Origin of the sequence: Halomonas sp. YLB-10, assembly GCF_003856855.1 — a bacterium.
GTDB classification, from domain to species: Bacteria; Pseudomonadota; Gammaproteobacteria; order Pseudomonadales; family Halomonadaceae; genus Halomonas; species Halomonas litopenaei.
This window is the reverse complement of sequence record NZ_RRCU01000009.1, coordinates 83,037-107,543: the sequence shown is the minus strand read 5'-3', so window position 1 is coordinate 107,543 and position 24,507 is coordinate 83,037. Positions and strand designations below refer to the sequence as shown.

Annotated in this window: 17 protein-coding genes; 3 read left to right on the top strand and 14 right to left on the bottom strand. The window is 65.6% G+C overall.

Going from position 1 to position 24,507, the window contains the following annotated elements; translation table 11 throughout:
• Nucleotides 1-7: 7 nt before the first annotated feature.
• Nucleotides 8-784, top strand: a complete 777-nt coding sequence (locus tag EBB56_RS19060) for a M15 family metallopeptidase (RefSeq protein ID WP_185696478.1) — start codon at nt 8-10, stop codon at nt 782-784.
• 9 nt (nt 785-793) lie between these two features.
• On the opposite strand, the gene EBB56_RS19055 is transcribed toward EBB56_RS19060, so the two are convergent.
• Genes EBB56_RS19055 through EBB56_RS19040 form a run of 4 tightly spaced genes read right to left on the bottom strand, consistent with a single transcriptional unit; the run spans nt 794 to nt 7,257 of the window.
• A complete protein-coding gene (locus tag EBB56_RS19055; RefSeq protein WP_052704378.1) occupies nt 794-1,681 on the bottom strand; it encodes a hypothetical protein in 888 nt (295 codons plus the stop codon).
• A 13-nt stretch (nt 1,682-1,694) separates the two neighbouring features.
• Nucleotides 1,695-2,948: a hypothetical protein gene (locus EBB56_RS19050; RefSeq protein ID WP_124805076.1), complete on the bottom strand. Its 1,254-nt coding sequence runs from the start codon at nt 2,946-2,948 to the stop codon at nt 1,695-1,697.
• Nucleotides 2,945-3,571 carry a condensin complex protein MksE gene (locus EBB56_RS19045; RefSeq protein WP_045993163.1) on the bottom strand — a complete coding sequence of 209 codons (627 nt, stop codon included), beginning with the start codon at nt 3,569-3,571 and terminating at the stop codon, nt 2,945-2,947. The genes EBB56_RS19050 and EBB56_RS19045 overlap by 4 nt, the downstream gene beginning before the upstream one ends.
• Nucleotides 3,568-7,257, bottom strand: a complete 3,690-nt coding sequence (locus tag EBB56_RS19040; RefSeq protein ID WP_124805075.1) for an ATP-binding protein — start codon at nt 7,255-7,257, stop codon at nt 3,568-3,570. Before EBB56_RS19040 ends, EBB56_RS19045 begins: the two co-directional genes overlap by 4 nt.
• 211 nt (nt 7,258-7,468) lie before the next feature.
• Here EBB56_RS19040 and EBB56_RS19035 point away from each other — a divergent pair, with 211 nt between their 5' ends.
• Entirely contained in the window at nt 7,469-8,098 is a 630-nt protein-coding gene (locus EBB56_RS19035) for a hypothetical protein (RefSeq protein WP_185696477.1), read from the top strand.
• A 36-nt stretch (nt 8,099-8,134) separates the two neighbouring features.
• Here EBB56_RS19035 and EBB56_RS19030 read toward each other — a convergent pair whose 3' ends face one another.
• The 10 genes from EBB56_RS19030 to EBB56_RS18985 all read right to left on the bottom strand — a co-directional run bounded on the left by EBB56_RS19030 (nt 8,135) and on the right by EBB56_RS18985 (nt 23,240).
• Nucleotides 8,135-9,964, bottom strand: coding sequence for a TRAP transporter fused permease subunit (locus EBB56_RS19030; RefSeq protein ID WP_124805074.1), 1,830 nt, complete (start codon nt 9,962-9,964; stop codon nt 8,135-8,137).
• A 74-nt stretch (nt 9,965-10,038) separates the two neighbouring features.
• Complete coding sequence (locus tag EBB56_RS19025) at nt 10,039-11,013, bottom strand: TAXI family TRAP transporter solute-binding subunit (protein WP_124805073.1); 975 nt, start codon at nt 11,011-11,013, stop codon at nt 10,039-10,041.
• Nucleotides 11,014-11,252: 239 nt separating this feature from the next.
• Nucleotides 11,253-12,257 (bottom strand): Gfo/Idh/MocA family protein, encoded by a 1,005-nt coding sequence (locus EBB56_RS19020; RefSeq protein ID WP_045993160.1) that lies wholly within the window; start codon nt 12,255-12,257, stop codon nt 11,253-11,255.
• A 187-nt stretch (nt 12,258-12,444) separates the two neighbouring features.
• Nucleotides 12,445-14,175 carry a cytosine permease gene (locus EBB56_RS19015; RefSeq protein WP_108449519.1) on the bottom strand — a complete coding sequence of 577 codons (1,731 nt, stop codon included), beginning with the start codon at nt 14,173-14,175 and terminating at the stop codon, nt 12,445-12,447.
• Between the two features lie 497 nt (nt 14,176-14,672).
• Nucleotides 14,673-16,175, bottom strand: coding sequence for a CoA-acylating methylmalonate-semialdehyde dehydrogenase (locus EBB56_RS19010; RefSeq protein ID WP_124805072.1), 1,503 nt, complete (start codon nt 16,173-16,175; stop codon nt 14,673-14,675).
• 64 nt (nt 16,176-16,239) lie between these two features.
• Nucleotides 16,240-17,139, bottom strand: coding sequence for a myo-inosose-2 dehydratase (gene iolE / locus EBB56_RS19005; protein WP_124805071.1), 900 nt, complete (start codon nt 17,137-17,139; stop codon nt 16,240-16,242).
• 77 nt (nt 17,140-17,216) lie between these two features.
• Nucleotides 17,217-19,079, bottom strand: coding sequence for a 3D-(3,5/4)-trihydroxycyclohexane-1,2-dione acylhydrolase (decyclizing) (iolD, locus tag EBB56_RS19000; protein ID WP_124805070.1), 1,863 nt, complete (start codon nt 19,077-19,079; stop codon nt 17,217-17,219).
• 110 nt (nt 19,080-19,189) lie between these two features.
• The gene (iolC, locus tag EBB56_RS18995) at nt 19,190-21,106 is read right to left on the bottom strand and encodes a bifunctional 5-dehydro-2-deoxygluconokinase/5-dehydro-2-deoxyphosphogluconate aldolase (protein ID WP_124805069.1); all 1,917 of its coding nucleotides are present in this window, start codon (nt 21,104-21,106) and stop codon (nt 19,190-19,192) included.
• Nucleotides 21,107-21,366: 260 nt separating this feature from the next.
• On the bottom strand, nt 21,367-22,275 hold the full coding sequence (locus EBB56_RS18990; RefSeq protein WP_124805068.1) for a sugar phosphate isomerase/epimerase family protein: 909 nt from the start codon (nt 22,273-22,275) through the stop codon (nt 21,367-21,369).
• A 131-nt stretch (nt 22,276-22,406) separates the two neighbouring features.
• Nucleotides 22,407-23,240: a TIM barrel protein gene (locus EBB56_RS18985; protein WP_124805067.1), complete on the bottom strand. Its 834-nt coding sequence runs from the start codon at nt 23,238-23,240 to the stop codon at nt 22,407-22,409.
• A 403-nt stretch (nt 23,241-23,643) separates the two neighbouring features.
• On the opposite strand from EBB56_RS18985, the gene EBB56_RS18980 reads away from it, so the two are divergent.
• On the top strand, nt 23,644-24,507 hold the full coding sequence (locus EBB56_RS18980) for a MurR/RpiR family transcriptional regulator (protein ID WP_124805066.1): 864 nt from the start codon (nt 23,644-23,646) through the stop codon (nt 24,505-24,507).

The following is a 24,507-nucleotide window of genomic DNA, read 5'->3' as shown; positions in this document are numbered from 1 at the left end:
GGCAACCATGACCCAAGATCGCTCTTCTCGTGATGCCTGCCGCGATCCGCGCCACACACCGATCCCCCTCGCGTCGGAACCGGCCTGGTCGCAGCTGCGCCAGATTGCCATCCAGGGGCTCGACGAGCCGCTGGTGCCGATGAGCCTGGCACCGGTGCCGGTGAAGGTATTTCCGGCCTACGCCCGCCTCGGCATCCCCGGGGCGATCAACGAGTGCTATGTGCGCGAGGGCGTCTACCGCCGGGTGCTCGCCGCGGCCCGCTCGCTGCCCCAGGGCGTCGGTTTGATCGTGCTCGACGGCTGGCGCCCCTGGCGGGTCCAGCAGTACCTGTTCGAGACCTTGATGGAGGCGATTCGCGGCAATCACCCCGACATCGCCGAGGATGAACTGCTCGAGCGCACCCGGGAGTTCGTCGCCGAGCCGAGCACCAGCCCGACCGGCCCCAGCCCGCACTTGAGCGGTGGCGCAGTCGACGTCACCCTGTGCGACGAAGACGGCCTGCCGCTGCCCATGGGTACGCTGTTCGACGAGGCGATTCCGGCCTCCCACACGGCCTTCTATGAAGCCAAGGAGGCCCCCAGCACGACCGAACGCGAGGTCCGCGACAATCGCCGCCTGCTCTACCACACCATGGCCGCCCAGGGCTTCACCAACCTGCCCAGCGAATGGTGGCACTTCGACTTCGGCGACCAGCTATGGGCGCACTACGGCGGCCACCCCCAGGCGCTGTACGGCCCGGCGGAACTGGACACCATCGAGAATCGCTGGCGGCGCCAGCTTTAGGGAACTGACTCAGCGCAGCGCCACGGCCTCGAGGGGGCCAGCGAACCACTGCTGGCGCAGGCCGCGCTGCTGATCGAGGATCAGCGCGAGGTAGTCGCGCAGGGGATGGGCGGCGGGCAGACGCGCGCAGTGGCGTTCGAGTGCTTTCTTGTACGGTAGCTGCTCCGCGCGTTGGTGCTGTGAGTCGGCCTCGTGCGCTAGCCAGGAAAGGCGTGGCAGCAACATCCCGTCAGCGCCGCTGGAAAGCGCTTCGCGAACACCGGCAGCGTCGAAGTCGCCCAGATACAGGTGCGGTCGCTGGTCGCGAAAGCGCCGCCCCCAGGCCACCACCAAGTCATCGAAGCCCTTGCGATAGATTTTATCACCGCGATAGACCACCAGCGGATTGGCGAAACCACCCAGCTCCGCCTGCGTCACTTTCAACTCATGGACGCTATCCAGATTCTCCACCTGTACCAGGGCGTCGAAGGCGGCAAGCTCAAGCGTTCGCCCATCTACCTCAAGGGTCTCTCTCACAACTGCCGGAAACCCGGGGCGATGCTGGGTGCTTGGTGCGCTCACCAGCACCCGATAGCGTCGGGGTGGCTCGCGCACGTTCTTGTCTTCCCGGATCCCGAGCTTCGCCTGTTCGACCGTGGACAAGCCACTCAGCGACTGCCCCAACCCCGGCTGCTTGAGGCTGTCGAGCATGGCATCAATGTCGGCCAACAGACGCCGGTCAAAGCGCAGCGTCTTCCCCCAGCGATAGCCATCCAGCCAAATATCGTGGGCGTCGCACCAGGCCTCGATATTGGCAATAGCTGCAGTCTCGCGCTTGCGCTCGGTGCGGGGGGAGATATCCAGTTCTCCCTGAATGTTCTTCAGGACATTGCGCGCACGGTTACTCAGTTCGATCACGTATCACCTCTGCCTAGACCACCAACGCCAGGCTGACGTCGTGAATCAGCTGGACGTCGTTGAAGGGCCCGGCCGGGCTCTCGTCGGGGATCAGCCGAAAGGCGCGCTGCTCCTCGCGGGGCAGGCCCTGGTACTCGGCGATGACCTGAAACAGCCAGATCTCCGGGTCCCACTCGAGCTCGCTCTCACTCAGGTACGCCAGAGCGCTGGTGCCCGACGAGGCGCCAGCGGCGGGCGTCTGCTGGTCGACCACGTCCAGGTAGAAGCGCTCGACGTCCTGCTTGAGCGCCTGCTGGCGGGCCTCCACCATGCTCTGCGCGTCGACCATCGCAGGGCCTGCCACCTCGGCCTGCTCCGGCCGGTGGACCGCCACCGGCAACTGGTGCAGCAGCCCCGTGAGCACCTCGGCGTCGCGATGGTGATCCAGCGCCGGGGCGGCGGCGGCGTGCAGCGGGCTTGCGTGGTTGAACAGCTCCGGCACCTCGCTGCGCCGGGTGTAGTTGCCCGGCACAAAGCCCGGATGCTCGCGCAGGAAGGCGGCCATGCCGGCCACCAGCCGGCTCTGCTTCTGCTGCTGACGAAAGCGCGCCATCAGCTCGATCAGTCGTCCCTGGACCTCGCGCAGGTTGGTGTAGTGCTGGCTCAACTGCTGCTGAAGCTGGCTGATCAGCAGCTTGCGCAGGGCGCCGTCGCTGCCGACCAGATCGATCAGCTCGTCGAAGTCGATCAGCGCCATGCCGTCGAGCAGGCGCACGATCTGCTTCTGGGCGCGGTCGTTCTCGCGGATCTTGTCGTTGAGTCGGCTGACGAAACCGAAGTCACTGTTGAGCCGCTGCCACAGGCTGTCGATGGCGTCGGCGAAGCGGCCGTTGAGGTCGTCCACCTCCTGGCGCAGACGCAGCATCAGCGGCCCCTGCTGCCAGTGCTCGCCCAGGCTGACCGCCTCGCGGTAGCTCTGCACCAGGTTGCGGATCTGCTCCAGGGTCTCGCCGACGTCGGCGTTGACGTGGCGGCGGGTCTCGTCGGCCAGCATCTCGGCGATCAGCTCGCGCACCTTGGGGGTCAGCTTGACCGCGCCGTGCTCGTCGGGCCGCCACAGAATCCGCGCCGCCAACAGCTTGCGCAGAGCGCCTTCGGTCAGAGTCTCCAGCGGCACCTCGTCGCGGGTATAGCCCTGCATCAGCACGTCGGCGTAGCGCCCCAGCAGCGACAGCCGCTCGGTGCCGGTGGCGACCAGCCGGCTCTCGAGCGAGTGTTCCTCGCTCATAGCAGCGTCTCCTGGCGGGCCGGTGCCTCGTCATCCACCGGCAGGTTCTCCTCGTCGCGGATAAAGCGCACCAGCTCCACCAGGTAGTCGATCTTGGCGGTCACCAGAAAGACCTGGCGGTCGGCGTGGGGCTGCAGCAGGTAGCCGTGCTCCTTCAGACGCTTGAACACCTGCTTCATCTGGGCGTCGAGCTGCTCGCTCTGGGAGCCGAAGAAGGGATCGGTGGCCAGCCGCTCCAGGCGCTCGCGCAGGCTCTGGTTGTCCTCGCACTTGGCGCTGAACTCGGCGGGCTTGAGCACATCGCCAGGGGCCGCCAGGGAGTCCTGGCCCAGCGCCTCCTGCACCAGCTGCAGCCATTCGAGCAGCGGCAACAGGCTGTTGACGGTCTCGCCGAGCTGGCGCGACAACTGCTCGCGGGCGTCTTCGTTGAGCTGACGCCAGGCCAGAAAGTGGACGCTGCGATCCTCGTTGGTGGCCAGGCGGCGGTTGAGCGGGCGCAGGTAGATGTCGATCTGCTCGCGCACCTCCTCGTCCTGGAGCTTGCGAAAGGCGCTCTCGTCGCTGACGGCGCAGATGAACTCGCCGGCCAGCAGCCGTTCGAGCAGGGGACCATGTTCGATCATTGGGTGACCTCCTCGGCGCTGCGCTGCTTGAGACGCTGAGCCAGCTTGCTCAGGCGGGGTTCGATGCGCTTGAGCCGGCGCCGGCCCGGCTGGGCGGCGTCACGGTCGATCAGGTAGCGGTTGTGGAACAGCAGCAGCACGTCGGACTCCGGGTTGGGGAAGGCGCCGACGATGTGGATATGGTTGCTGTCGCAGGCCTCGAACAGCTTCTCGACGTTGTGGTAGGCCAAGGTGCCGATCTCGTCGATGGGCCAGTGCACGCTGATCTCGGCCTGACCGCGCAGCAGTCGGGTAAAGGCCAGCAGGAACTTGCACAGGATCAGGTAGGCCATGCCGTGGCTCGAGGATTCGAGCAGCTGGCGATCGTTCTTGATCACCAGGTCAGTGCCGCCCTCGTTGAGGTGCAATTCCAGGCGCAGCAGGCTCTCGAAGCTGTACTGCTGGTCGCTGCGCAGCAGGTCGACCACGTCGGCCAGGGCGTTGAGGTAGTCGTCCCCCGGCAGTCCGCCGGTCTCCTGCCAGTCGCGATAGTCCTGGGCGAAGCGCTTGAGCGGCTCCCAGAAGCCCAGCTCGTCGATGGTCGACTGAATGCGCACTTCGGCCTTGGTGATGCCCTCCAGGCGCAGGTCGTCGGCGACCTCTTCGGACAGCCGCCGACTCTGGGCACTGATGCGCCGGTTGAGGTCACGAAAGACGGTAAAGAACTTGTCCAGATCGGCGCCGAGATTGCGCCCCTGCTGGACCAGCTGCTGCTGCTGGTCCTCGAGCAGCTTGAGCATCCCGCGCAGCAGCGGCAGCAGCCGGCGCGGGCTGGGCTCTGCACCCTCGGCGGCGTCATCCTCGCGCAGCTTGGCGCGCTCGGCGCTCATGGTATCGACAAAGCCGGTGCTGGCGCCCTTGATCAGCTCGCTTTCGACCTGCTCGCAGCCCTTGCGCAGGGCGTCCATCTCTCGCGCGCGCTCCGACAGCGCCTGGCGGGTGCGCTCGATGCGCTCGTGGACGTCGCCGGGGGCATCGTGCCGGGGCGCCGGCGAGGGGTCCAGCGGCAGTTGCTCGACCTGCACCAGCAGTGGCTTCAAGGCATCGATCACCTCGGCCTCGGCGCTGCGTCGGGCCTTCAGTTCACCCAGCGCCTGCTGGTGGGCGGCGCGGTCGGACTGGAATTCGGCCTTGCGCTGCTCGCGTTCGCGCTCGGCACCCTCCTTGTCGCGTACCAGCCGGGTTTCCTTGTCGACCAGCTCGGGCTTGCGCTGGCCCCAGTCCAGGCGCATGAAGCGGCGATAGTCTTCCAGCTGCTCCTGGCGCGAAGCGGTCAGCCGGATACGCTCGTCCAGCGAGGCCAGTCGCGCCTTGGTGTCCTTCAGCGAGGCCAGGTCCACGCCCTGCTCCTGTAGCTCACGGTCGAAGGCGGCCTCGAGCTCCTGGCGCTGGCGCTGATGCTCGCTCTTCTGGTCGCTCTGGTACTGCTTCAACTCGCGGATCTGGTCGTCGACGCCGTCGAGGCGGCTCTGGCCGTCGGCCTTCACCTCCAGCATCTGCGCCTGGTGGGTCTTGGCCAGGGTATCCAGGGCGGCGCGCTTCTCCTCCTTCAGCCCATCGTGGCTGGCGCGCTGGGCGGCCAGCGCCTCCTCCAGGCCCTGACGCCGCGCCTTCTGCTGGCGGGCGTGACGCTCCTGCAGCTGGCTACGCGCGTCGCGGGCGTAGTCGACCTCGGACTCGGCGCGCTTGAGCTCCATGCGCGCGCGACGTAGCGCTTCCTCGGCGGACTGTACCCGCTCGTTGGCCGCCTTCATCTGGCGCTCGGCCGCCTGCACCGCGCTCTCTGCACGCACCTGGGCGGCCTCGGCCTGCTCGATGGCGGCCAGCAGGCTGGCCTCCTCCTGGGCGTACTCGGGCACCTCGACCGCGGCCAGATCCAGGCCCACCCCGAACAGCTCATCGTGGTCCTGCTCACCGACACGGGGGGACAGGTCGCGGCGCTCCAGCAGCTCCGGCGCGATCACCTTGCCCAGACGCTGCTCCCAGCCGGGACGATGGAAGCGCAGGAAGTGGCGCAGGGTGCCCTGGGCCGGATCACGTTGCTGGTGCAGGCCATAGGTGTGAGCCTCGGCCCTGGCAAGCTGATGGCGGGCCTCGTCGAGTTCCTTTTCGGACTGATCACGGGCGCGCTTGAGGGTGTCGAGCTCCTCGCGCAGCGCCCCCAGCGTCTCGCTCGCCGCCTCGCGGTCGGTCTGGGCCTGGTCGAGGCGAGCCTGGGCCAGCTCCGCCTCCTGGATTTCCTCGGCGCTGGCAGCGCTGGCGGCCAACTGGGCCTTGAGCTCGGCCAGCCGCTCGACGCCGCTTTCCAGGCGCTCACGGTAGCTCTCGTCGAGCTCCTGGCGCTGCTGCTGGTAGCGCTGTTCGAGCTCGCTTTCCTGACGCCACTGCTGGTCACGCAGCTCTTCGCGGGTCTCGCCCAGCTCGTCGATGCGCGCCTGGGTCTCCTCGGTCTGGCGGGCCAGCTCATCGCCCAGCTCACGCAGGCGTCCTTCAAGGCGTGACTGGCTTTCCTGGAAGGCGTTCTGCATCACCGCCAGGTGCTCGCGCAGCTGCTGGCTCTGGTCGCGCCACTGGGGCAGCGCCTGGACGTCACGCTCCAGCGCCGGCATGTCGGCCTCTTCGTAGGCCTCGAAGGTCGCCTGCAGGTCAGAAAGCTCGCGCTGGGTCTGCTCCAGCTCGCTGGTCATCTCGCTCAAGCGGTCGTTGAGGGCATCGCGGGCCTGTTCGTAGGCGGCTTCACGCTCCTGGAACTCGCGCTGGCGGTTGCCGATCTCGGCCTCGGCGTCGGCCAGGGTGCGCTCGGCGCGGTGGCGGTCGGCCTCGAGCTGGGGCTTCAACTGCCACAGGGTCGTCTCGCGCTCGGCGATCTCCTGATCGAGCTCATCGAGCTTGCCAAGCGATCGCTCCAGCGGTTCCAGTCGCTTGGACTGGCGCATCTGGGCGATCCACTCCCGCGCCTTGGTATTGCGGATGCGGGTCACCGGCAGTTCGACGCCGTCCTCCTCGAAGATCGCCGCCAGCATGGTCTTGAGGGTATCCATCTTGCCCTCCTTGGCGTGCACCGCGCTGATCAGCTTCTCCATATGACGGATGCGATGCTCCGGCTTGACCAGGCTGAACTGGGCAGCCATCTGGCGAAGACGCAGGCTTTCCTTGCGGTTGCCCTGCTGGTGGGTGAAGTCGTTCTGGATCACCGAACGAAACTCCGAGGTGGCGCCCAGCTTGGGCGACACTGGAATTCCCTCACGACGCAGCTGGCTGGCCCAGTCGCTGTAGTCCAGCGCCGCCACCCCGGCCTCGCTCTCCACCAGATAGTGCCCGGGCTGGTAGGGCGCACCGACAAAGCGATACTCGACGCCACCGTCGCTCTTGCGGGTCAGCACCGCCTGGCAGACGTTGCCCGCCTCGCGTCGGTACTCGTAGATCAGGTAGCTGTTGCGGTTGGGCAGGTAGAAGGCGTCGAACTTCTTGCGAGTCTTGGGCACCACCTTGTTGGGCAGCTCACCGTAGAACACCGGGACCAGACGCTGCAGCGTGGTCTTGCCCGAGGCGTTGGTGCCGCAGATGTTGGTATGGCCGTCGACGTCCAGCTCGACCACCCCCTCGAGGTGGCCGTGGATCATCACGATGCGCAACAGGTGAGCCATTGGGATTCCTTGATCGCTTGCCCGGTAGGAGGGCTATTCTGCCAGAGACGAAGCGCCCTGACAGTGCGACCAGAGTTGCCCGACAGCAAGCTTTCGCCTACAAGATTTCTGCGACAGCGTGAGTTCGGACGCAACCCCGGCGCCCCGTAAGCTCGCCCTAGCGCGACCCTCCGCCCGCTATCCACGCACCACACCACAGGGAAAGACCGCCATGCACTTCGCCACCCTCGGCCCCGAGGACAGCAACCACGCCCTGGTGCTCGCCCGCTATCTCGACGATCGCAGGCTCAAGGAGCCTGACATTTCCGACATCGAGCCCCGGATCAGCCTGGTGGATGACTTCATCGGCGCCTTCGAAAAGCTGGTCGCCGGGGGCTACGACTATGTGCTGCAGGTCAGCGCCCACCCCAGCCACGCCGACTGCGTCGGGCGCTTCATGCATCGCGCCTTTCCGGTGGACGCCTTCATCGCCCCCAGCCGCCCGTTGGCGCTGGTAGCCCGCGCTGACGTGGCCCTGCCGAAAAGCGTGCTGCGACAGCCCGCCACCCGCCACTACACCGACCTTTCGGCCTTCGCGGAACACGACGCCCCCACTATAGTCGCCGCCCTCGAGCGACTGCTGGACGGCCAGGCCGACGCCGCCATCGTCGCCGAGGACGCCATCGAGCGTCATCCCGACCGGCTGCGGCTGATTCAGCCCCTGGGGCCCGCCCTGGATACCTGGATCCTTTACGCCAATCGGCCCCTGTTCCCGGACAGGGAGCAGGGGCCGATGCTGGGCGCCAACGACGCCATGGCAGAGCACTTCAGGGAGACGAGTCGTCGCGCGGATCGAGGCTAAACCTGACGGAGCGACGCGATACTTGCCACCACGCTTTTACACCGGCCAGGGCACGAAGATGACGCCGAGCCCGAGCGCCACCAGCGCAGCCCTTAGCCACCAGGCGAAACGCCCGATCAGCCCGTAGGACACCAGACCGAGGCCGATCAGCACGCCCAGGGTGGTGGCCAGGGCGGCGAAGACGCCGGAGTCAAGGTCGAGCAGCGCCGGGTGCGCGACCATCGCCAGCGGAATGACGTAGAGCCCGACCCCCAGCGCCATGGCCTTGCCCGCCACCTTCAGCCAGTTCTCGTCGGCCATGCCGGCGGCGATGAATACCGCACCACATACCGGTGGGGTGATGGTGGACAGCAGCGCGAACCAGAACACGAACAGATGGGCGGTCAACAGCGGCAGGCCCAGTTCGGTCAGCGCCGGCCCAGCCACCGAGACGCAGATGACGTAGGCGGCGGTAGTCGGCACCTCCATGCCCAGCACCAGGCAGGCCAGAGCGGTAAGCAGCAGCGCCGGCCACAGCTGCCCACCGGACAGCGACAGGATCGCCGAGGTGACCTTGACCCCGAGCCCGGTCAGCGACAGCACCCCGATGACCAGGGAGGCGCACAGGATGATCGCGCCGATGACCGCGATCTGGCGCCCGGCGGTCAGCGCTGCCTGGGCCAGGCGGGCGCGGAACTCCGTCCCCGACACCTTCAGCTCGGCGTTCATGGCCAACAGCGCAAGGCCTGCGAAGATCGCCACGCTGGCGGCGTACTGGGGTGTATTGCCGGCGTGGAAGATGCGCTCAAGCAGGATCGCAAAGGGCACCGCGAAGAACAGTGCGGTGGTGATCACCTCGCGCGCTGCCGGGCGGTCCTCGGCAGCCACCGGCTTGAGATCGAAACGGGTGGCGAAGGCGTTGATGCCGAGCCACACCGTGGCGAAGTAGAGGAAAGCCGGCAGCAGCGCCGCGGCCATGATCTCGGTGTAGGGGGTGCCGGTCAGCTCGACCATGACGAAGGCCCCGGCGCCCATCAGCGGCGGCATGATCTGGCCCCCGGACGAGGCCACCGCCTCCACCGCCGCCGCCAGCGAGCGCGGATAGCCAAGCCGCGCCATGGACGGGATGGTGATGGCTCCGGTGGAGGCCACGTTGGCCGATGCCGAGCCCGAGATCGAGCCCATCAGCGCACTGGAAATCACCGATACCTTGGCACCACCACCGGTCAGGCGGCCCGCCGCGGCGCCGGCCAGGTTCATGAAGCCACGCCCCGCCTCGCCCGCGTTGAGCACCGCACCGAAGATCACGAAGATCGCCACCACCGAGACACTGACCCCGGTCAGCTTGCCCCACAGCCCGCCCTCGGCGATGGTCAGCGAACCGACCAGGCTGGCCATGGGCAGGCCAGGATGACCAAACTCGCCGGGCACGTACTGGCCCAGGGCCGCATAGCCCAGCGCGATCGCGGTCACCAGCGGCAGCGGCCAGCCGATGGCACGCCGGGCGGCCTCCAGCGCCACCACAATCAGCAGCAAGCCCACCGCCATCTGCAGGGGGGTGTCGATAAAGCCGTACTGGCCGCTCAGGGCGTCCTCGTTCAAGGCGATATAACCGCAGGCGGCGATACCGAGGGCGGTCAGCCCCAGGCCGCTGATGCGCTGCCACGGCGTGCGGGCGGCAAACACCAGCACCCAGGGCAACACCAGCGCCATGTGCAGTGGCCGACTGATCAGTGCCGGCGTCAGGCCGTGGAAGATCAACCCCAGGTGAAACACCACCGACAGGGCACCGAGCGCGATCCACAACGGGGCACCCGGCCACGGCGAACGCACAGGGTCACGCGCGTCGGCCGCTGCGGCCGACGATGAAGCGTCGCTTGAGTTCATGAATTCAGCACATCATCGATGAAACGGAGCGGGCCCACAGGGGCCCGCCGGGTCGAGATCTGGACAGGATCGTCTCAGCGCAGGGCCTCAGGCACCTTCACGTCGACCTCGTCGTAATAGCGCAGGGCGCCGGGGTGCAGCGGACCCTCGAGGTTGGTCAGCATCTGCGGCGAGATCGCCTGCCACCAGGGCGAGGTCTCGGCCATGGCCTCGCGGCGCTCCCAGAAGGTCCTGGTCAGGGTGTAGGCGGTGTCCTCGTCCATCGCGCTGGTGGTGTAGGCCACCACCGGCAGCGAGGTGGTCAGCACGTCCTCGTCGATACCGGCGTAGGTGCCGGCGGGGATGGTCTGGGGCGCGGCGCCGGTGGCCTCGACCTGTGCTTCGGTGAACGACACCAGGCCGACATCATGGCTCGCGGCGGTCTCGATCACGTTGGGTGCGGGAAAGGAACTGGCGGTGGCGAAGGCGTCGATCTGGCCGTTCTTGAGCGCGTCGGGGGCGCTGCCCAAGTCGGCGTCGTCGACCTCGACCTGGTCGGCGAGGTCGAACAGCTCGAGATAGCGTGCGGCCTCGCGGGCACCGAAGGAGCCCTGGCCGATCAGCAGGTGCTTGCCGGCCAGTTCATCGATGCCGAGGGTGTCCTGCTCGCCCGCCACCACGAAGTGCATGGTCAGCGAGGGAATCGGGAAGAGTGCACGAATGTCCTGCAAGCGCGGATGGTTGCGACTCTCGAAGGGGCCGGTACCCTCGCGGGCGCGGGTCACCAGGCCGGGCGGCGAGGTGAAGACGTAGTTGCCGGGACGCGCCATCACCTCCATGACGTTCTGCACCGAGCCTTGGCTCTCTTCCAGGGTCAGGGTCATGTCACCCTCTGTGCCGGCCTTGATCGCCTCGGACAGCTCCACTCCCATCTGGTAGTAGGCGGTACCGGCGGAGGCGGACTTGTAGGTCAGGCGGGTCTGGGCGTGGGCGCTTGCGGCGGTCAGCACCATGCTACCGGCGAGCACAGCCGTCAGGGCCTTGAGGCCACGGCTTCGAAGATGACGCATTGAGGGAGTCTCCAGTCGACAGCGGGCGTGGCCAGTGCCTCGTTTTGCTTATGCTCCCGCCAGGCTTCAGGACCTGGCGGAAATGGCCGGCCAACAGCATATTCGACTGGCGTGATTCGTGCCACGGCGCCAAGACACTCGTGGCCCCGTGAAAAAGTCGCGGGCGCCGAGCATAGCGACGCCCGTGGCCAACGATGCCAGCCGCCTGCGCCATCAGGGCAAGCAGCGTGACACCAGTTTCAGCGGTAGAAGGCGGGACGCTCGGCCAGCGCGATCGGCTCGACCTGCTGCGAATGCCGCGCCTTGACGCAGGCGTCACTGGTCACCGCCGCCACATAGCCATCCCAGGCGGTAGGGCCATGACGCTCGCCCTTGGCGGTGGCATCAACCCACTCCTGAAACTCCACATCGAAGGCGTCGATAAAGCGATCCTTCCAGTGGGTGATCACGCCCAGGGAATCCCGTGCGCTGTGACGCAGCGGCACGCTCGCCGGTTGCGGCAGATCGGCAACGCCGCTCTCCCCCACCAGTTCGCAGCGAATGTCATAGCCGTACTGGCAGTTGAGGAAGCTCTCGATGGTGATGACCATGCCCTTGCGGGTGCGCAGGATGATCAGCGAGGGGTCCTGCAGATCACCCTCCACCAGGCTGGAAACCCGCGGCTGGATGACCTGGGCGCTGACGTAGTCGTCCTCCAGCAGCCAGCGCATCACGTCGAACTCGTGGACGCAGGAATCGATCAGGCCCGCATCGCCGGAGAAGTTGGCCTGGGCATTGCGATGCGCACACTTGGCGATCAGCGGCTGGCCGATGCCACCCTCGTCGAGCAGCGCCTTCAGCTGGCGGTATGCCCAGTCGAAACGGCGCATGAAGCCTACCTGGACCAGCGCACGACCCGAGGCAATCTCGGCCTCGACGATACGCAGGCAGCCCTCGGCGGTGGTGGCCAGGGGTTTTTCGCAGAATACCGGCTTGCCCGCCTCGATGGCGGCCAGCACGAATTCCTCGTGGGTCGGTCCCCAGGAGGTCACCACCACGGCGTCGACCTCGGCGGCGTTGATGACGTCGTGGCCGCTGGCATAGGCCCTGGCCTCGATGCCGACCTCGTCGATGGCGGCCTGCGCCTGCTCAAGGCCGACATCACTGGCGGCCACCACCCTCGCACCCTTGAGGGTATGGTTCAGCCGGCGCATATGTTCCTTGCCGATGGCTCCGGTACCGATGATGCCGATAGATAGCGTCATGTCTGGCTCCTTTCTGTTATTGACCACTTGTTGAAATCGCACCTGCTGCCCTCCCATGGGTCGAAAACGTCATATGGGCAGCGTCGAGGCTCGACCAGCGTCGTGGCGCTGGTGCCAGAGCCAGGTGGCATGGCCGCCCGATCGCTCGGGCGGCCATGTCACTTATCCTTGTTGAGGGTTGGGGTCATCACACATGGGGATCGTCTGCGGCAAGCGCCGCCGCCGGGCGACGACGATGAATCCAGATCGAGGCGCACACGAAGTACACCAGCGACAGCGGAATCACCAGCCACTTGAAGGTTTCCACGTAGTCGACGACAGCGGCGTTGTCACCGGTCCAGGACCATAGCGCCACGGCGATGATGGTCACCAGACAGGCAAACGAGATCAGGTACAGCGGATCACGACGATTGACCGCGGGCTGCGCCTGGGGCGACTCGCCGGGCAGTTCCGGCGGATCCACCGGACCATAGGCCTCTTCGTAGTAGTCGATACCGGACTCGGTGTTCGCGCCCATCCGGCGGCACAGCAGCGGGTAGAGCAGAAAGCTCAGGGTCCACACCGGGAGAAACACGACAAACAGATGCACCTGGGGCAGGGCAATGAGCACGACGCCGAGGATCACCCCGATGGCCCAGGTCAGCATGGCCGGACGATTGTCCTCGAGTCCCTGATGTTCGCGCCACAGCGGGCGGATCGACAGGCGCGGCAGCAGGAAATGCTCGGCGGCGATGATCGCGCCGATGGGGGCCATCATCATCACGAAGTAGGACAGGACGTTGAGCAGCGAACCGAAGACGAACGGGAAGCAGGCGACGACCGTGGTGGCAGCCCCCACCACCAGGGCAACGTTGAACGGCTTGTGACGATGGAACACCGCCTGAAACGCCAGCCCGGAGCGATAGAGGCTGGGGATCGAAGTGGTCCAGCCGGCGATCACTACCGCCACCAGCCCCATGGCGCCGAGCAGACGGAAGGCGATGGCGCCCGGATCAAGATCGACCATGGCTTCCTTGAGCAGCATCGCCGAGGTGGCGCCAAGGATGCCCGCACAGACCCAGGCCATGAAGTGGCCGATGTACATGCCAGAGGCTGAAAAGTAGCCGTAGGAGGACTTGCGCGCGAAGCGCAGGATGCTCATGTCGCTCATGCCGAGGTGCATCGGCAGGTTGATGCCCCAGGCCCAGGCGGCGATGACCCACATGTTGATGCCAGGCTCGCCTTCGGGAGTAACGCCGGTCCACACCAGTGCACCGAGCACGTTGCCCAGGCCATCGATGCCTTGCTCGGCGCCCAGGTGGGTGACGATGGGGATCGACAGGATACCGCTGACCAGGAACATGATCGCCATCCAGGGCGCGCATACGGTGGAAAAGTTGGCGATGCGCTTGAAGCCCTTGAGGGTCAGCCAGACGGTAAAGGCGCCGACCAGCAGCGCCAGGATCACGAAGCTGGCACTGGTGGGATAGAGTCCCACCTGGGGCGGAATATCGGTCAGCACCCGGAAGGCCGAGGCCGAGACCGTGATCATGGCGCCGGCGATGACGGCGTAGAAGACACCATTGAGGATGTTGTAGACGGTGGAGATCTTCTTGCCGGCAAGCCGGGCCAGGAACCAGTACACCGTCATGCGGGTGCGGGTAGCCACCGGACTGCAGATCCAGGCCCAGGACAGCACCGCCATGAAATTACCGAGAATCAGGCCCCAGATCAGATCACCGGTGGAAACACCTAAGGTGACCAGCGCTGCGCCGATGACGAATTCGGTGCCGGCCACGTGCTCACCGGAGTAGGCCCCGAGAAAGTACTTGCCGCTCAACTGCCGGCTGGGGGGAATGCGTTGATATTCGAGCTCTTCGCTCTGGGCGTTGTCGTCCGCTGTCGCGGTCGCCTGCGCCCCTGCCGCTTCTGTGCTCATAACGTTGTCCACTTGTTATTGGAGGATCGATGGCCCTTGTGACCGGTTGCAAACGGTCAGGACTCCAACCTCGGCGGTCCATGCTTTTCCAGGGCCCGCACCAAATGAAACATACATTCCGAAAGAAAAAAACAACAAACCAAACGTTCTATACTTTAGTCGACTCGAACGCCTGATCCGACAAAATTGTAAATAACGTAATCCATGACGACACCTTTAACTGAATTGGCGCACACAAACATCATCTATCCGCCTTAACCACTCGCTCCAGTCCCACGCTTCAACACCTGCCGCGATAGCCAAAAAGAAGGCGCCGGATTCGGCGCCTTGGCAAGCGTGAAACGGCGCAACCGGATAGCATCCGCCCCCGGTACGCCGCAGCATCGCCGACGGGACAGGGCACCAACGCCGAAGCGGGACGCTTGATGCATCGCCAAGGCGACACACGCACCGCTACGGCGTCATACGCAGTCACAGGACCACAGGTACAGCTACAGCTACAGCGTCGGCATGGTGAAGTGACCGCCGCTATCACGGACCTCGCTGGGCCAGCGCTGGGTGATGGTCTTCATGCGGGTGTAGAAGCGCACGCCGTCGGGGCCATGCATATGCAGCGGGCCGAACAGCGAGCGCTTCCAGCCGCCAAAGCTGTGAAAGGCCATGGGCACCGGGATCGGCACGTTGACGCCGACCATACCGACCTGAATGCGCTCGCAGTACTGGCGAGCGGCGGCGCCGTCACGGGTGAAGATGGCGGTACCATTGCCGTATTCGTGGTCGTTGACCATGGCCAGGGCGTCTTCGAAGCTGTCGACGCGGGCGATCGCCAGCACCGGGCCGAAGATTTCCTCACGGTGGATGCGCATGCCCGGCGTGACGTGGTCGAACAGCGAACCACCGACGAAGAAGCCATTGCCGGCGTTGTCGATAGTCGCCTCGCGTCCGTCCACCACCAGCTCGGCGCCCTCGTCGACGCCGGCCTGGATATAGCCGACCACCTTGTCCAGGTGAGCGCGGGTGACCAGCGGCCCCATGTCGTGGTCCGGCCCATCCTTGATGCCGGGGCCGACGCTCAGCGTCCGCAGCCGTTCGACCAGCTTGGCGCGCAACCGCTCGGCGGTCTCCTCGCCCACCGGCACCGCCACCGAGATTGCCATGCAGCGCTCGCCAGCGCTGCCGTAGGCCGCGCCCATCAACGCATCCACCGCCTGGTCGAGGTCGGCATCGGGCATCACCACCATGTGGTTCTTGGCGCCGCCCAGCGCCTGAACCCGCTTGCCGTGGGCAGACGCCGTGGCGTAGATGTATTCGGCGATGGGCGTCGAGCCGACGAAGCTGACCGCCTGCACCCGCTCATCGGTGAGCAGCACGTCCACGCTCTCCTTGTCGCCATTGACTACGTTGAACACGCCGTCCGGCAGGCCGGCTTGCTTGAGCAGCTCAGCCAGGCGCATCGGCGTGGACGGATCCTTCTCCGATGGCTTCATCACGAAGGTGTTACCGCAGGCCAGCGCCACCGGGAACATCCACATCGGTACCATGGCCGGGAAGTTGAACGGCGAGATGCCGGCGCACACGCCCAGCGGCTGCATCAGCGAGAAGCTGTCGACACCGGTGCCGACGTTGAGGGAATGTTCACCCTTCTGCAGGTGCGGTATGCCGCAGGCGAATTCCACCACCTCGAGCCCGCGTGTCAGCTCGCCCTTGGCGTCGGAGAACACCTTGCCGTGCTCGGAGGAAATCAGTCGCGCGATCTCGTCGGCGTGCTCTTCCACCAGCGCCTTGAACTTGAACAGAATGCGTGAACGCTTGAGCGGTGACATCTTGGCCCAGCCGGGGAAGGCCTCGTCAGCGACGCGGATGGCGTCGCGGGTCTCGTCGGCGCTGGACAGTGCTACCTGACGTGTCACCTCGCCGCTGGCCGGGTCGAAGACCTCGGCAGTGCGGCCACTGTGGCTGGCCTGGGGCTGGCCAGCGATAAAGTTGCCCAGAATGGTCATGCGGTGCTCCTGATACAAAGAGTTATCGAACAGATGGCTGAAGACATCGGCACGGGGGGCGCCGTCACGAGGCCAGGGCCAGCCCGGCCTCGTCGCAGCAGCGTGCAAGATGGTCATAGCCCTTGCGGGCATAGGTCAGTGGATGGGCCACGGCGGGATCCTGCTCGGCCTCCACCACCACCCAGCCCTGGTAGTCGTGCGCGACCAGCCCCTGGAACAACCGGCCATAGTCGATGAAGCCATCACCGGGCACGGTGAACATGCCGTCCAGTACCCCTTCCAGGAAGCTCCGGTTGCGGTTGCGCACATCGGCCAGCACCTCGGCACGGATATCCTTGCAGTGCACATGGTTGACGCGTGCAGCGTGACGCTCGAGCACGCCGAACGGATCGCCACCGGCGGCCACCAGGTGGCCGGTGTCCAGCAGCAGGCCCAGCGCCGGTCCGGTGTTCGCCATCAGCCGGTCGATGTCGGCCTCGGATTCCACCAGCGTTCCCAGATGGTGGTGATAGGCGATCTGCACGCCCTCGCGCTGGCAGTGTTCGGCCACCTGGTCAAGGCGCTCGGTAAACAGCGTCCATTCCTCGTCGCTCATGGTGGGGCGATGGCTCAGCGGTACCCCCATCTGTCCATGCACGCAGCGCGAGACCTCGCAGAACACCATGACCCTGGCGCCGAGCGCCTTGAGCAGTTCCAGATGGGGCGTCAGCGCTGCGATTTCTTCCTCGGCGCTGCGGGTCAAAAGCTCGGCGCTGTACCAGCCTGACACCAGCGACAGTTGGTGACGCTCGAGGATCGGCCCCAGGGTGGCGGCGTCGCGGGGGAACTTGTGGCCCAGCTCGAAGCCGTCGAAACCGGCCTCTCGTCCCTCGGCGAGGCAGGTCTCCAGCGGGGTGTCTCCGCCCAGCGAGGGCAGGTCATCATTGGTCCAGGTCAGGGGGTTGATGCCCAGTCTTATGCTCATGGCGTCCTCCGGCGTTCGGTGCTCCAGGCGCCGGCGCGCCTGGAATATCTGGTTGTTATGGCAGGGCGGATTCGGGCCTAGAGATTTCTGGCCTGACGCGCCTTGTGGGACTGATAGCGCTCGCGGGCGTCCACCACTTCCTGACGCGGCGAGACTTCAGGCACCGCCACGTCCCACCAGGCACCACCTTCCTTGGTGTCGTTGAGGCCATCGGTGTCGATGGCGATCACATAGCTGATGTCGGACGCCCTGGCGCGCACGAGCGCCTGCTCAAGCTCGGCGATATTGGCGACCTTCTCGCTATTGGCGCCCAGGGCGGCGGCGTGGGCGGCGAAGTCGGTCTTGGGCGCGCCGGCCTCGACGCTCAGGCAGTCCTCCAGCCGGTTGTTGAAGCCGGGGCCGCCGCAGAATTGCTGAAGTCGATGGATGCAGCCATAGCCGCGATTGTCGAGCACCACCGCGATGATCTTGTGCCCCAGCATTACCGAGGTGGCGATCTCCGAGTTCATCATCAGGTAGGAGCCGTCACCGACCATCACGAACACCTCTGAATCGGGCAGCGCCATCTTGGTGCCGAGGCCTCCGGCAAGTTCGTAGCCCATGCAGGAGTAGCCGTATTCCATGTGGTAGCCGCGATCGAAGCGAGTACGCCACAGTTTCTGCAGCTCGCCCGGCAGGCCACCCGCGGCACACACCACGATGTCGCGTTCGCCGGCAGCGCGGTTGACCGCCCCCACCACCTCGGCGTCACAGGGCAGCCCGGTGCCGCGATCCTGGGTCACCCGTTCCACGGTGGCATTCCAGTCGTCGCGCAGCGCGGCCGCCCGCTCGCTCCAGGACGAGGCCGGCCGCCACGGGTCGGTGCCCTGCTCGAGCCCGTCCTTCAGGCTGACAAGGCTCAAGCGGGCATCGCCCACCAGCGGCTGGGCGTAGTGCTTGACCGCATCGAAGGAGGCCACGTTGAGACACAGTATCTTCGCCTCGGGGTTGATCAGCGCCCGGGAGCCAGAGGCGAAATCGCCAAGCCGGGTGCCCACGGCGATGATCAGATCCGCTTCCTGGGCCAAGCTGTTGGCGGCGGCTGAACCGGTCACACCCAGGGTGCCGACGTTGCTGGCATGGTCCCAGGGCAGCGCGCCCTTGCCCGCCTGGGTCTCGGTCACTGGCACCTGGTAGCGGCTGACGAAGGCGTCGAGCTCAGCCAGCGCCTCGGCGTAGTGGACGCCGCCACCGGCCACCAGCAGCGGTCGCTCGGCCGAGCGGATCAAGGCGATGGCATCGTCGAGCTCGCGCGGGTCGGCGGCCTGACGGCGCAGGTGGTGTACCTTCTCGGCAAAGAAATGCTCGGGATAGTCGTAGGCCTCGGTCTGGATGTCCTGGGGCAGCGCCAGGGTCACCGGACCACACTCCACCGGGTCAGTCAGCACTCGCATCGCCTGGGGCAGCGACGTCAGCAGTTGCTCCGGCCGGGTGATGCGATCGAAGAAGCGACTCACCGGCTTGAAGCAGTCGTTGGAGGTCAGGGTGTGGTCGTGGAAGTTCTCGACCTGCTGCAGCACCGGATCGGGCTTGCGCGTGGCGAAGGTGTCGCCCGGCAGCAGCAGTAGCGGCAGTCGATTGACGTGGGCCACCGCCGCCGCGGTTACCATGTTCACCGAACCAGGACCGGCGGAGGCGGTACAGGCCATCACCTGGCGCCGATTGAGCGTCTTGGTGAAGGCAATGGCGGCGTGGCACATGGCCTGCTCGTTGTGGGCGCGGTAGGTCGGCAGCGTCTCACGGGCCTGATACAGCGCCTCGCCGAGGCCGGCCACGTTGCCGTGGCCGAAGATCGCCCAGACGCCGGGAAACAGCGGCTTGATCTGGCCGGCGACGTTCACCTTCTGGGCCTGCATGTAGCGGATCACCGCCTGGGACATGGTCAGTCGAATCGTGGACATGGCAATGCTCTCGGAGATGGCTACCGGGTCCTGAGGGGACCCGGATTATCGTTATCTTGGTCATGGTCTGGGAGCGCTACCACGCTCACCCCCATTTCGCTCATTCTCGTTCAGACGCTCTGGCGTTCTTTCCAGCAGTCCACCAGTTCGCGGTAATTGGCGACGACATCGTCGATCAGCGCCTGGTCGTCGGCCTCGCCGGCGAGCCAGCGACGGCTGGGCTCGGCAAAGATCGAGCGCCCCACCGCGAAGCCCTTGCACACGTCGAACCCGGCGCTGTCCATGAAGCCCTTCTTGAGCGTCTCGAGGGGCGCATCGAGCCCCAGCATCACCACGCCGCGACAGTGAGGGGCGCGTCGAGCCAGCAGCACGCTGATGCGCTCCCAGGCCGCGGGGGTCTGCGGCGGCAGCTTCCACCAGTCGGGATAGACGCCGAGGTTGTAAAAGCGCTGCATGGCGTTGAGAAAGGTATCGTCATCGCTTTGCTGATCCTTGGGCGGAATGATCTCGAGCAGCAGCTCGTGCCCGGTCCTGAGGCAGGCGTCATACAGCTCCACCACCTGGCGCTCCTGGGTGCGGCGCAGGTCGAGCTGGTCCTCCGGGTGGTAGAACACCAGGCACTTGACGATGTGCTCGCGTGGCCAGGCGGCCAGTCGGGCACCGATATTGCGCCCGCCTTCCAGCTCGATGGGACGCGAGCTCGGCAACTCCACCGGGCGGCCAATCCACCAGCCGCGCCCGGTCACGTCATTGAGTGCATCCTGACCGTAGGTGTCGTCGATCAGCACGCCCATCTGGCTGTCACCGATATGTCCGGCGCCCTGCTCCGCCGCCTGCACCAGCAGCCGTTTCAACGTCTTGATCCTTCCGGGGTCGGCGCCAACCTCCCGGGCCATGTCGTAGAATTGCTTGCGATGGTCGAAGGCCAGCACGCACAGATCCGACCACTGCGTCGGGCTACGCTGGGTGGTGACCCGGTGCAGGTGGTTGAGCCGCGTGTCCAGGTCGGGACGCGGGATATCCTCGGCGCGACTCAGGTAGTCGTCGAGTTCCTCGCTGCTGGGAATCGCCGGGGCACAGCCGTGGCGGGAGACCACCAGGGCCCCGCAGGCGTTGGCGTAGGCACAGCTTTGCTCATGACTTTCACCGTTGAGCCAGCCGCGCAGAAAACCGCTGAGGAAGGCGTCACCGGCACCCAGCACATTGAGCACCTCGACACGCACCCCGGTGAATACCTCGAACTCGGACTCGCTGTCGGGAATCTCACCGTCGAGCACGGTGCAGCCCTGCGCGCCCAGCTTGAGCACGATGGTGGCATCGCTCAGCTCGCGAATACGCTTGAGCGCGGTGATGGTGTCGGTGCTGCCACCGGCGATGTGGACCTCTTCCTCGGTGCCGACCACCAGGTCCAGGTCCGGCAGAATGGTCTGCAGGTGGGCGCTGACACCATCATCGGAGATAAAGCGGGTCTCGCCGTCACCCAGCGAGGTCAGGCCCCACAGCACCGGACGATAGTCGATATCGAGAATCACCTTGGTGCCGGCCGCCTTGGCGTATTCGATGGCGGTCTTGCTGGCCTGATAGGTGCCGTCGGTGGAGAAATGGGTACCGGTGATCAACAGCGCCCGACTGGAGGCGATGAACTCGGGATCCATGTCATCGGCACTGATCGCCATGTCGGCGCAATTGTCGCGATAGAAGATCAGCGGAAAGGTGTCCTGATCCTTGATGCCCAGGATCACCAGACCGGTGAGTCGTTCCTGGTCGGTGATGACCTGACTGACGTCCACGCCCACCCGGGCCAGTTCCTCGCGTACGAAGCGCCCCATGTGCTCGTCGCCGACCCGCGTCAACATGGAAGACTTCAGCCCCATGCGAGCGGTACCGTAGGCGATATTGGCCGACGAGCCGCCGAGGTACTTGTTGAAGGACGACATGTCCTCAAGCCGGCTGCCGATCTGTTCGCCGTAGAAATCCACGGCCGCTCGGCCCAGGCAGATTAGGTCCAGCGTCTTGTTGGTGGTCATGGCGTCACCCTGGTGTGGTCACGATAAGCCGTGCTCTGCCCGTGACGGGCGTCCCGACGACTTTGGATTGTTCGTTCTATTTGAATCCATGATAGAACTGATATTCCACTCGTTCAATCTCTGGAACAACCGATTCAGTTCATCTTTGGTCGTAGCAGTGTCCGGGAAGCACGGGAGCCTGCCGTCACGCTCCCGGGGGGCAAGTCGCCCCACCCGGTGGCGCCGGACAGGGCGTGGAGGTAGCGCGGCCAGGACGAGCCTCAGCGTGGGTTGAAGTAGGTATCGACGTAGCGCTGGATCTCCTGGCGCATAAAGCGCGAGGAGTCTTCGGCGCGCTCTTCCCAGGCGAACACACAGGCGGTCATGATGCCGTCGAAGCCGACCTCGGCCAGCGTCTTGAAGAACAGATCCCAGTCGATCTCGCCCTGGCCGATATCCAGATGCTGGTGGATGCGGGCGGTGGAGCCCGGCGGATTGATGATGTAGCGCAGCCCCGACGATCCCCTGTGATTGAAGGTATCCGCCACGTGGACGTGGGCCAGCACCGGGGCGCTGTCACGGATCATCTGCGCCATGTCATCGCCAAAGTGGAAGGTATGGGGTGCGCAGTAGAGAAACTTCACGTTGTCCGAGTCGATAGTACGAATCATGTCCACCGCCGGGTGCAGCGTCTCGACAAAGTCATCCGGGTGTGGCTCGACGTTGAGCTGGATGCCTTCGCGCTCGAAGATCGGTACCAGCTCCTCCATCGAGCGCCACCAGGCGGCCTCGCTGGATTCGGTGGTGGCGCCGCCATGGCAGCAGGCTGAGCAACTGCCACGCTCGGGGTGCGGGCCACGACCGAACTCGGAGTTCATGGTGTCCACCCCCATTTCCACCGCCACCTCGATGGCCTTCTTCCAGTACTTCACCGCCGCCTGGCGCTCGTCCTCGTGGGGACTGGCCCAGCGGAACATCGGCAGCAGCGAGGCGATCTCGACCTCGCTGTCCTTGAGCGCCTGCTTGAAGGAGCGCAGGCGGGACGGGAACACCCGGGGGTGGACGAACCAGTCGAAGAAGTCATCCCGGGGCGACAGCTCGAGATAGTCGTATCCCAGGTCCTTGGCCAGGCGCGGCAGCTTTTCCAGGGGCACGTGGCGATGCATGAAGGGGTCGAGGGCGATTTTCATGGAAGTCTCCTTATCATTGTTCACGCTCAGGTTCAGGACGTTGTCACTGAACCAGGTGGGTGGCGTTCAGCTCGACGCTGGAGGATCGCAGCGTGGTCAACCTAGATGGATGTAGCGGTCACGGCGGCGATTCAGGCCACTCCATCGCGGATGACGTCAATGCTGCGCGCGAGGGCATCCGCCGGATCCTGAAGCGCGTGTACCGACTCGGCGAAGGGCTCGAAGGACAGGTAACCGCGATAACCATCGGCGAGCAGGCGACGCACCTGTTCGACGTTGTCGAGGCGATCGCTCTCACCCACCAGCACCCGGTCGCCGTCGAGCATGGCGTCGAAGGTCAGCGTCGGATCCTCGACGCCGGACAGGTGAACCAGGCCGGTGCGCGCGACGAACAGTGCCGCTTCACCGGCCCCTCGGTGGTGAAAGGTGTCGTGCACCAGCGAAAAGCGCGCCGGCTCCGATGGCCCCAGGATGGCGACGGCCTCGTCGATGGCGGCCAAAGCGTCAGCCTTGAGTCGCAACGACGAGCGAGGAAAGCCCAGTGGCTCGACGAACCCCACGAGCCCGTGACGACCAAGGATTGGCCCCAGCTCCACCAGCGCCTTGGTCACATCGGTGGCTGTTGGTGCCTCGTCGGGCGCGGCGACCAGCGGACACAGCACCAGACCCCGGGCGCCCGCCGCCGCTGCCCGTTCGGCCAGGTGCTCGGCCTGAACGGCGCGCTCCTTGTCCCACACATTGAACGGATACAGCGCATTGACGCTGAGCACGCTCAGACGCAGCTCCCGGGCCAGCTCTCCGGCGGCAACGGCCTGCTCGAGGGTCGCCAGGCTGTTGTCGCCGACGTCGTTGCGCAGCTCCACCGCGTCGATGCCGAGCTCGGCGGCCAGGCGCATCAGCTGCTCGATGGAGTAGCGAGGACAGACCATATGGTTAAGGGCAAAGTGCAGTGATCGAGATGGCATGGGGCGCTCCCTGAGCCGAGGAGAAGGTGCCGGAAACGTCACATCAGAACTGTTTGCAACCGGTTAGGTCGCACTTTAGAACAAAAATTCCCAAGGTCAAATAGAGGGAATGTTTCCTCCTTAGATGCCTTGGCATTCAGCTGATTGTGGCTTTTTCCCGCTAATCAATCATCTGGGCTCGGCTTCGAGCCCACGAAGACCGACGGCGTGGCCGCAACTTGTCGACCAAAGTACAAGGCGACCCTCCCCCTCCAGGGGAACAATGATAGCCTTGGCACTGAATGAAACGTTCCATTCGGACGTTCTATACTAAAGCATAAATGGAATTTTTATTCCCAATTGACTAGGGTGATCCCAGACGACGGCCAACGCTGGGCAACACCCTGCAACCGAGTGAACCGCCATGGCAGAGCTACCTCAGGATTTCAGCGCGCTGGAAGCGCAGATCACCGAGCAGTACCCCGACCTCAGCCGTCGCCTGCAGCAGACGGCGCGTTTTCTGCTCGATCACCCGCAGGAAGTAGCCTTTTCCACCGTGGCGAGGCTGGCCGAGCAGGCGGGCGTCACGCCGTCCACGCTGATTCGCTTTGCCAACAGCCTTGGGTTCAAGGGCTTCTCGGACATGCAGAAGCTGTTTCGCTCACGCCTGGTGGATGAGTTGCCCAACTACTCAGAGCGCATCCACGCGGTGCGCTCCGCCACCGGCGAGACCCCCAGCGGCTCTCAACTGCTGTGGGAATTTGCCGAAGCCAACCGGGAAATGCTCGAGCAACTCCCCGGGCGTACCGACCCGCGCCAGCTGGAGAGCGCGCTGGACCTTCTGGAAGGCGCCGAGGCGGTGCACCTGATGGGCATGCGCCGCACCTTCCCGGTGGCAAGCTACCTGCAGTACGCACTCAACCACGTCGACAAACGCTGCTTCTTGATCAATGCCCTGGGCGGTATGCATCAGGAACAGGCACGGGCCATCGGTCCCCGCGACGCCCTGCTGGCGGTGAGCTTCTCGCCCTACGCATCGGAAACCCGCGAAGTAGCCGAACAGACCCGTGATAAAGGCGTGCCGGTGGTTGCCATCACCGATTCCACCCTGAGCCCGCTGGCCCGCGTCGCCGACGTGACCCTGGTGGTACAGGAAGCGGAAGTGAAGAGCTTCCGCGGCCTCACCGCCACCCTGTGCCTGGCCCAGAGCATGGCCATCGCCCTGGGCGTGCGCCAGGACAGCGCCGCCGACAAGGGCTCGTCTCCCGAGGCCCCCGCCTCGGGCTAG

Excerpts from the sequence above, each read along its gene's own strand:
- EBB56_RS19050 (WP_124805076.1), bottom strand. The coding sequence starts at position 2,948 with ATGAGCGAGGAACACTCGCTCGAGAGCCGGCTGGTCGCCACCGGCACC.
- EBB56_RS19030 (WP_124805074.1), bottom strand. The coding sequence starts at position 9,964 with ATGAACTCAAGCGACGCTTCATCGTCGGCCGCAGCGGCCGACGCGCGT.
- EBB56_RS19045 (WP_045993163.1), bottom strand. The coding sequence starts at position 3,571 with ATGATCGAACATGGTCCCCTGCTCGAACGGCTGCTGGCCGGCGAGTTC.
- EBB56_RS19010 (WP_124805072.1), bottom strand. The coding sequence starts at position 16,175 with ATGACCATTCTGGGCAACTTTATCGCTGGCCAGCCCCAGGCCAGCCAC.
- iolD (WP_124805070.1), bottom strand. The coding sequence starts at position 19,079 with ATGTCCACGATTCGACTGACCATGTCCCAGGCGGTGATCCGCTACATG.
- iolC (WP_124805069.1), bottom strand. The coding sequence starts at position 21,106 with ATGACCACCAACAAGACGCTGGACCTAATCTGCCTGGGCCGAGCGGCC.
- EBB56_RS18980 (WP_124805066.1), top strand. The coding sequence starts at position 23,644 with ATGGCAGAGCTACCTCAGGATTTCAGCGCGCTGGAAGCGCAGATCACC.
- EBB56_RS19060 (WP_185696478.1), top strand. The coding sequence starts at position 8 with ATGACCCAAGATCGCTCTTCTCGTGATGCCTGCCGCGATCCGCGCCAC.
- EBB56_RS19040 (WP_124805075.1), bottom strand. The coding sequence starts at position 7,257 with ATGGCTCACCTGTTGCGCATCGTGATGATCCACGGCCACCTCGAGGGG.
- EBB56_RS18990 (WP_124805068.1), bottom strand. The coding sequence starts at position 22,275 with ATGAAAATCGCCCTCGACCCCTTCATGCATCGCCACGTGCCCCTGGAA.
- iolE (WP_124805071.1), bottom strand. The coding sequence starts at position 17,139 with ATGAGCATAAGACTGGGCATCAACCCCCTGACCTGGACCAATGATGAC.
- EBB56_RS19025 (WP_124805073.1), bottom strand. The coding sequence starts at position 11,013 with ATGCGTCATCTTCGAAGCCGTGGCCTCAAGGCCCTGACGGCTGTGCTC.
- EBB56_RS19035 (WP_185696477.1), top strand. The coding sequence starts at position 7,469 with ATGCACTTCGCCACCCTCGGCCCCGAGGACAGCAACCACGCCCTGGTG.
- EBB56_RS19015 (WP_108449519.1), bottom strand. The coding sequence starts at position 14,175 with ATGAGCACAGAAGCGGCAGGGGCGCAGGCGACCGCGACAGCGGACGAC.
- EBB56_RS18985 (WP_124805067.1), bottom strand. The coding sequence starts at position 23,240 with ATGCCATCTCGATCACTGCACTTTGCCCTTAACCATATGGTCTGTCCT.
- EBB56_RS19020 (WP_045993160.1), bottom strand. The coding sequence starts at position 12,257 with ATGACGCTATCTATCGGCATCATCGGTACCGGAGCCATCGGCAAGGAA.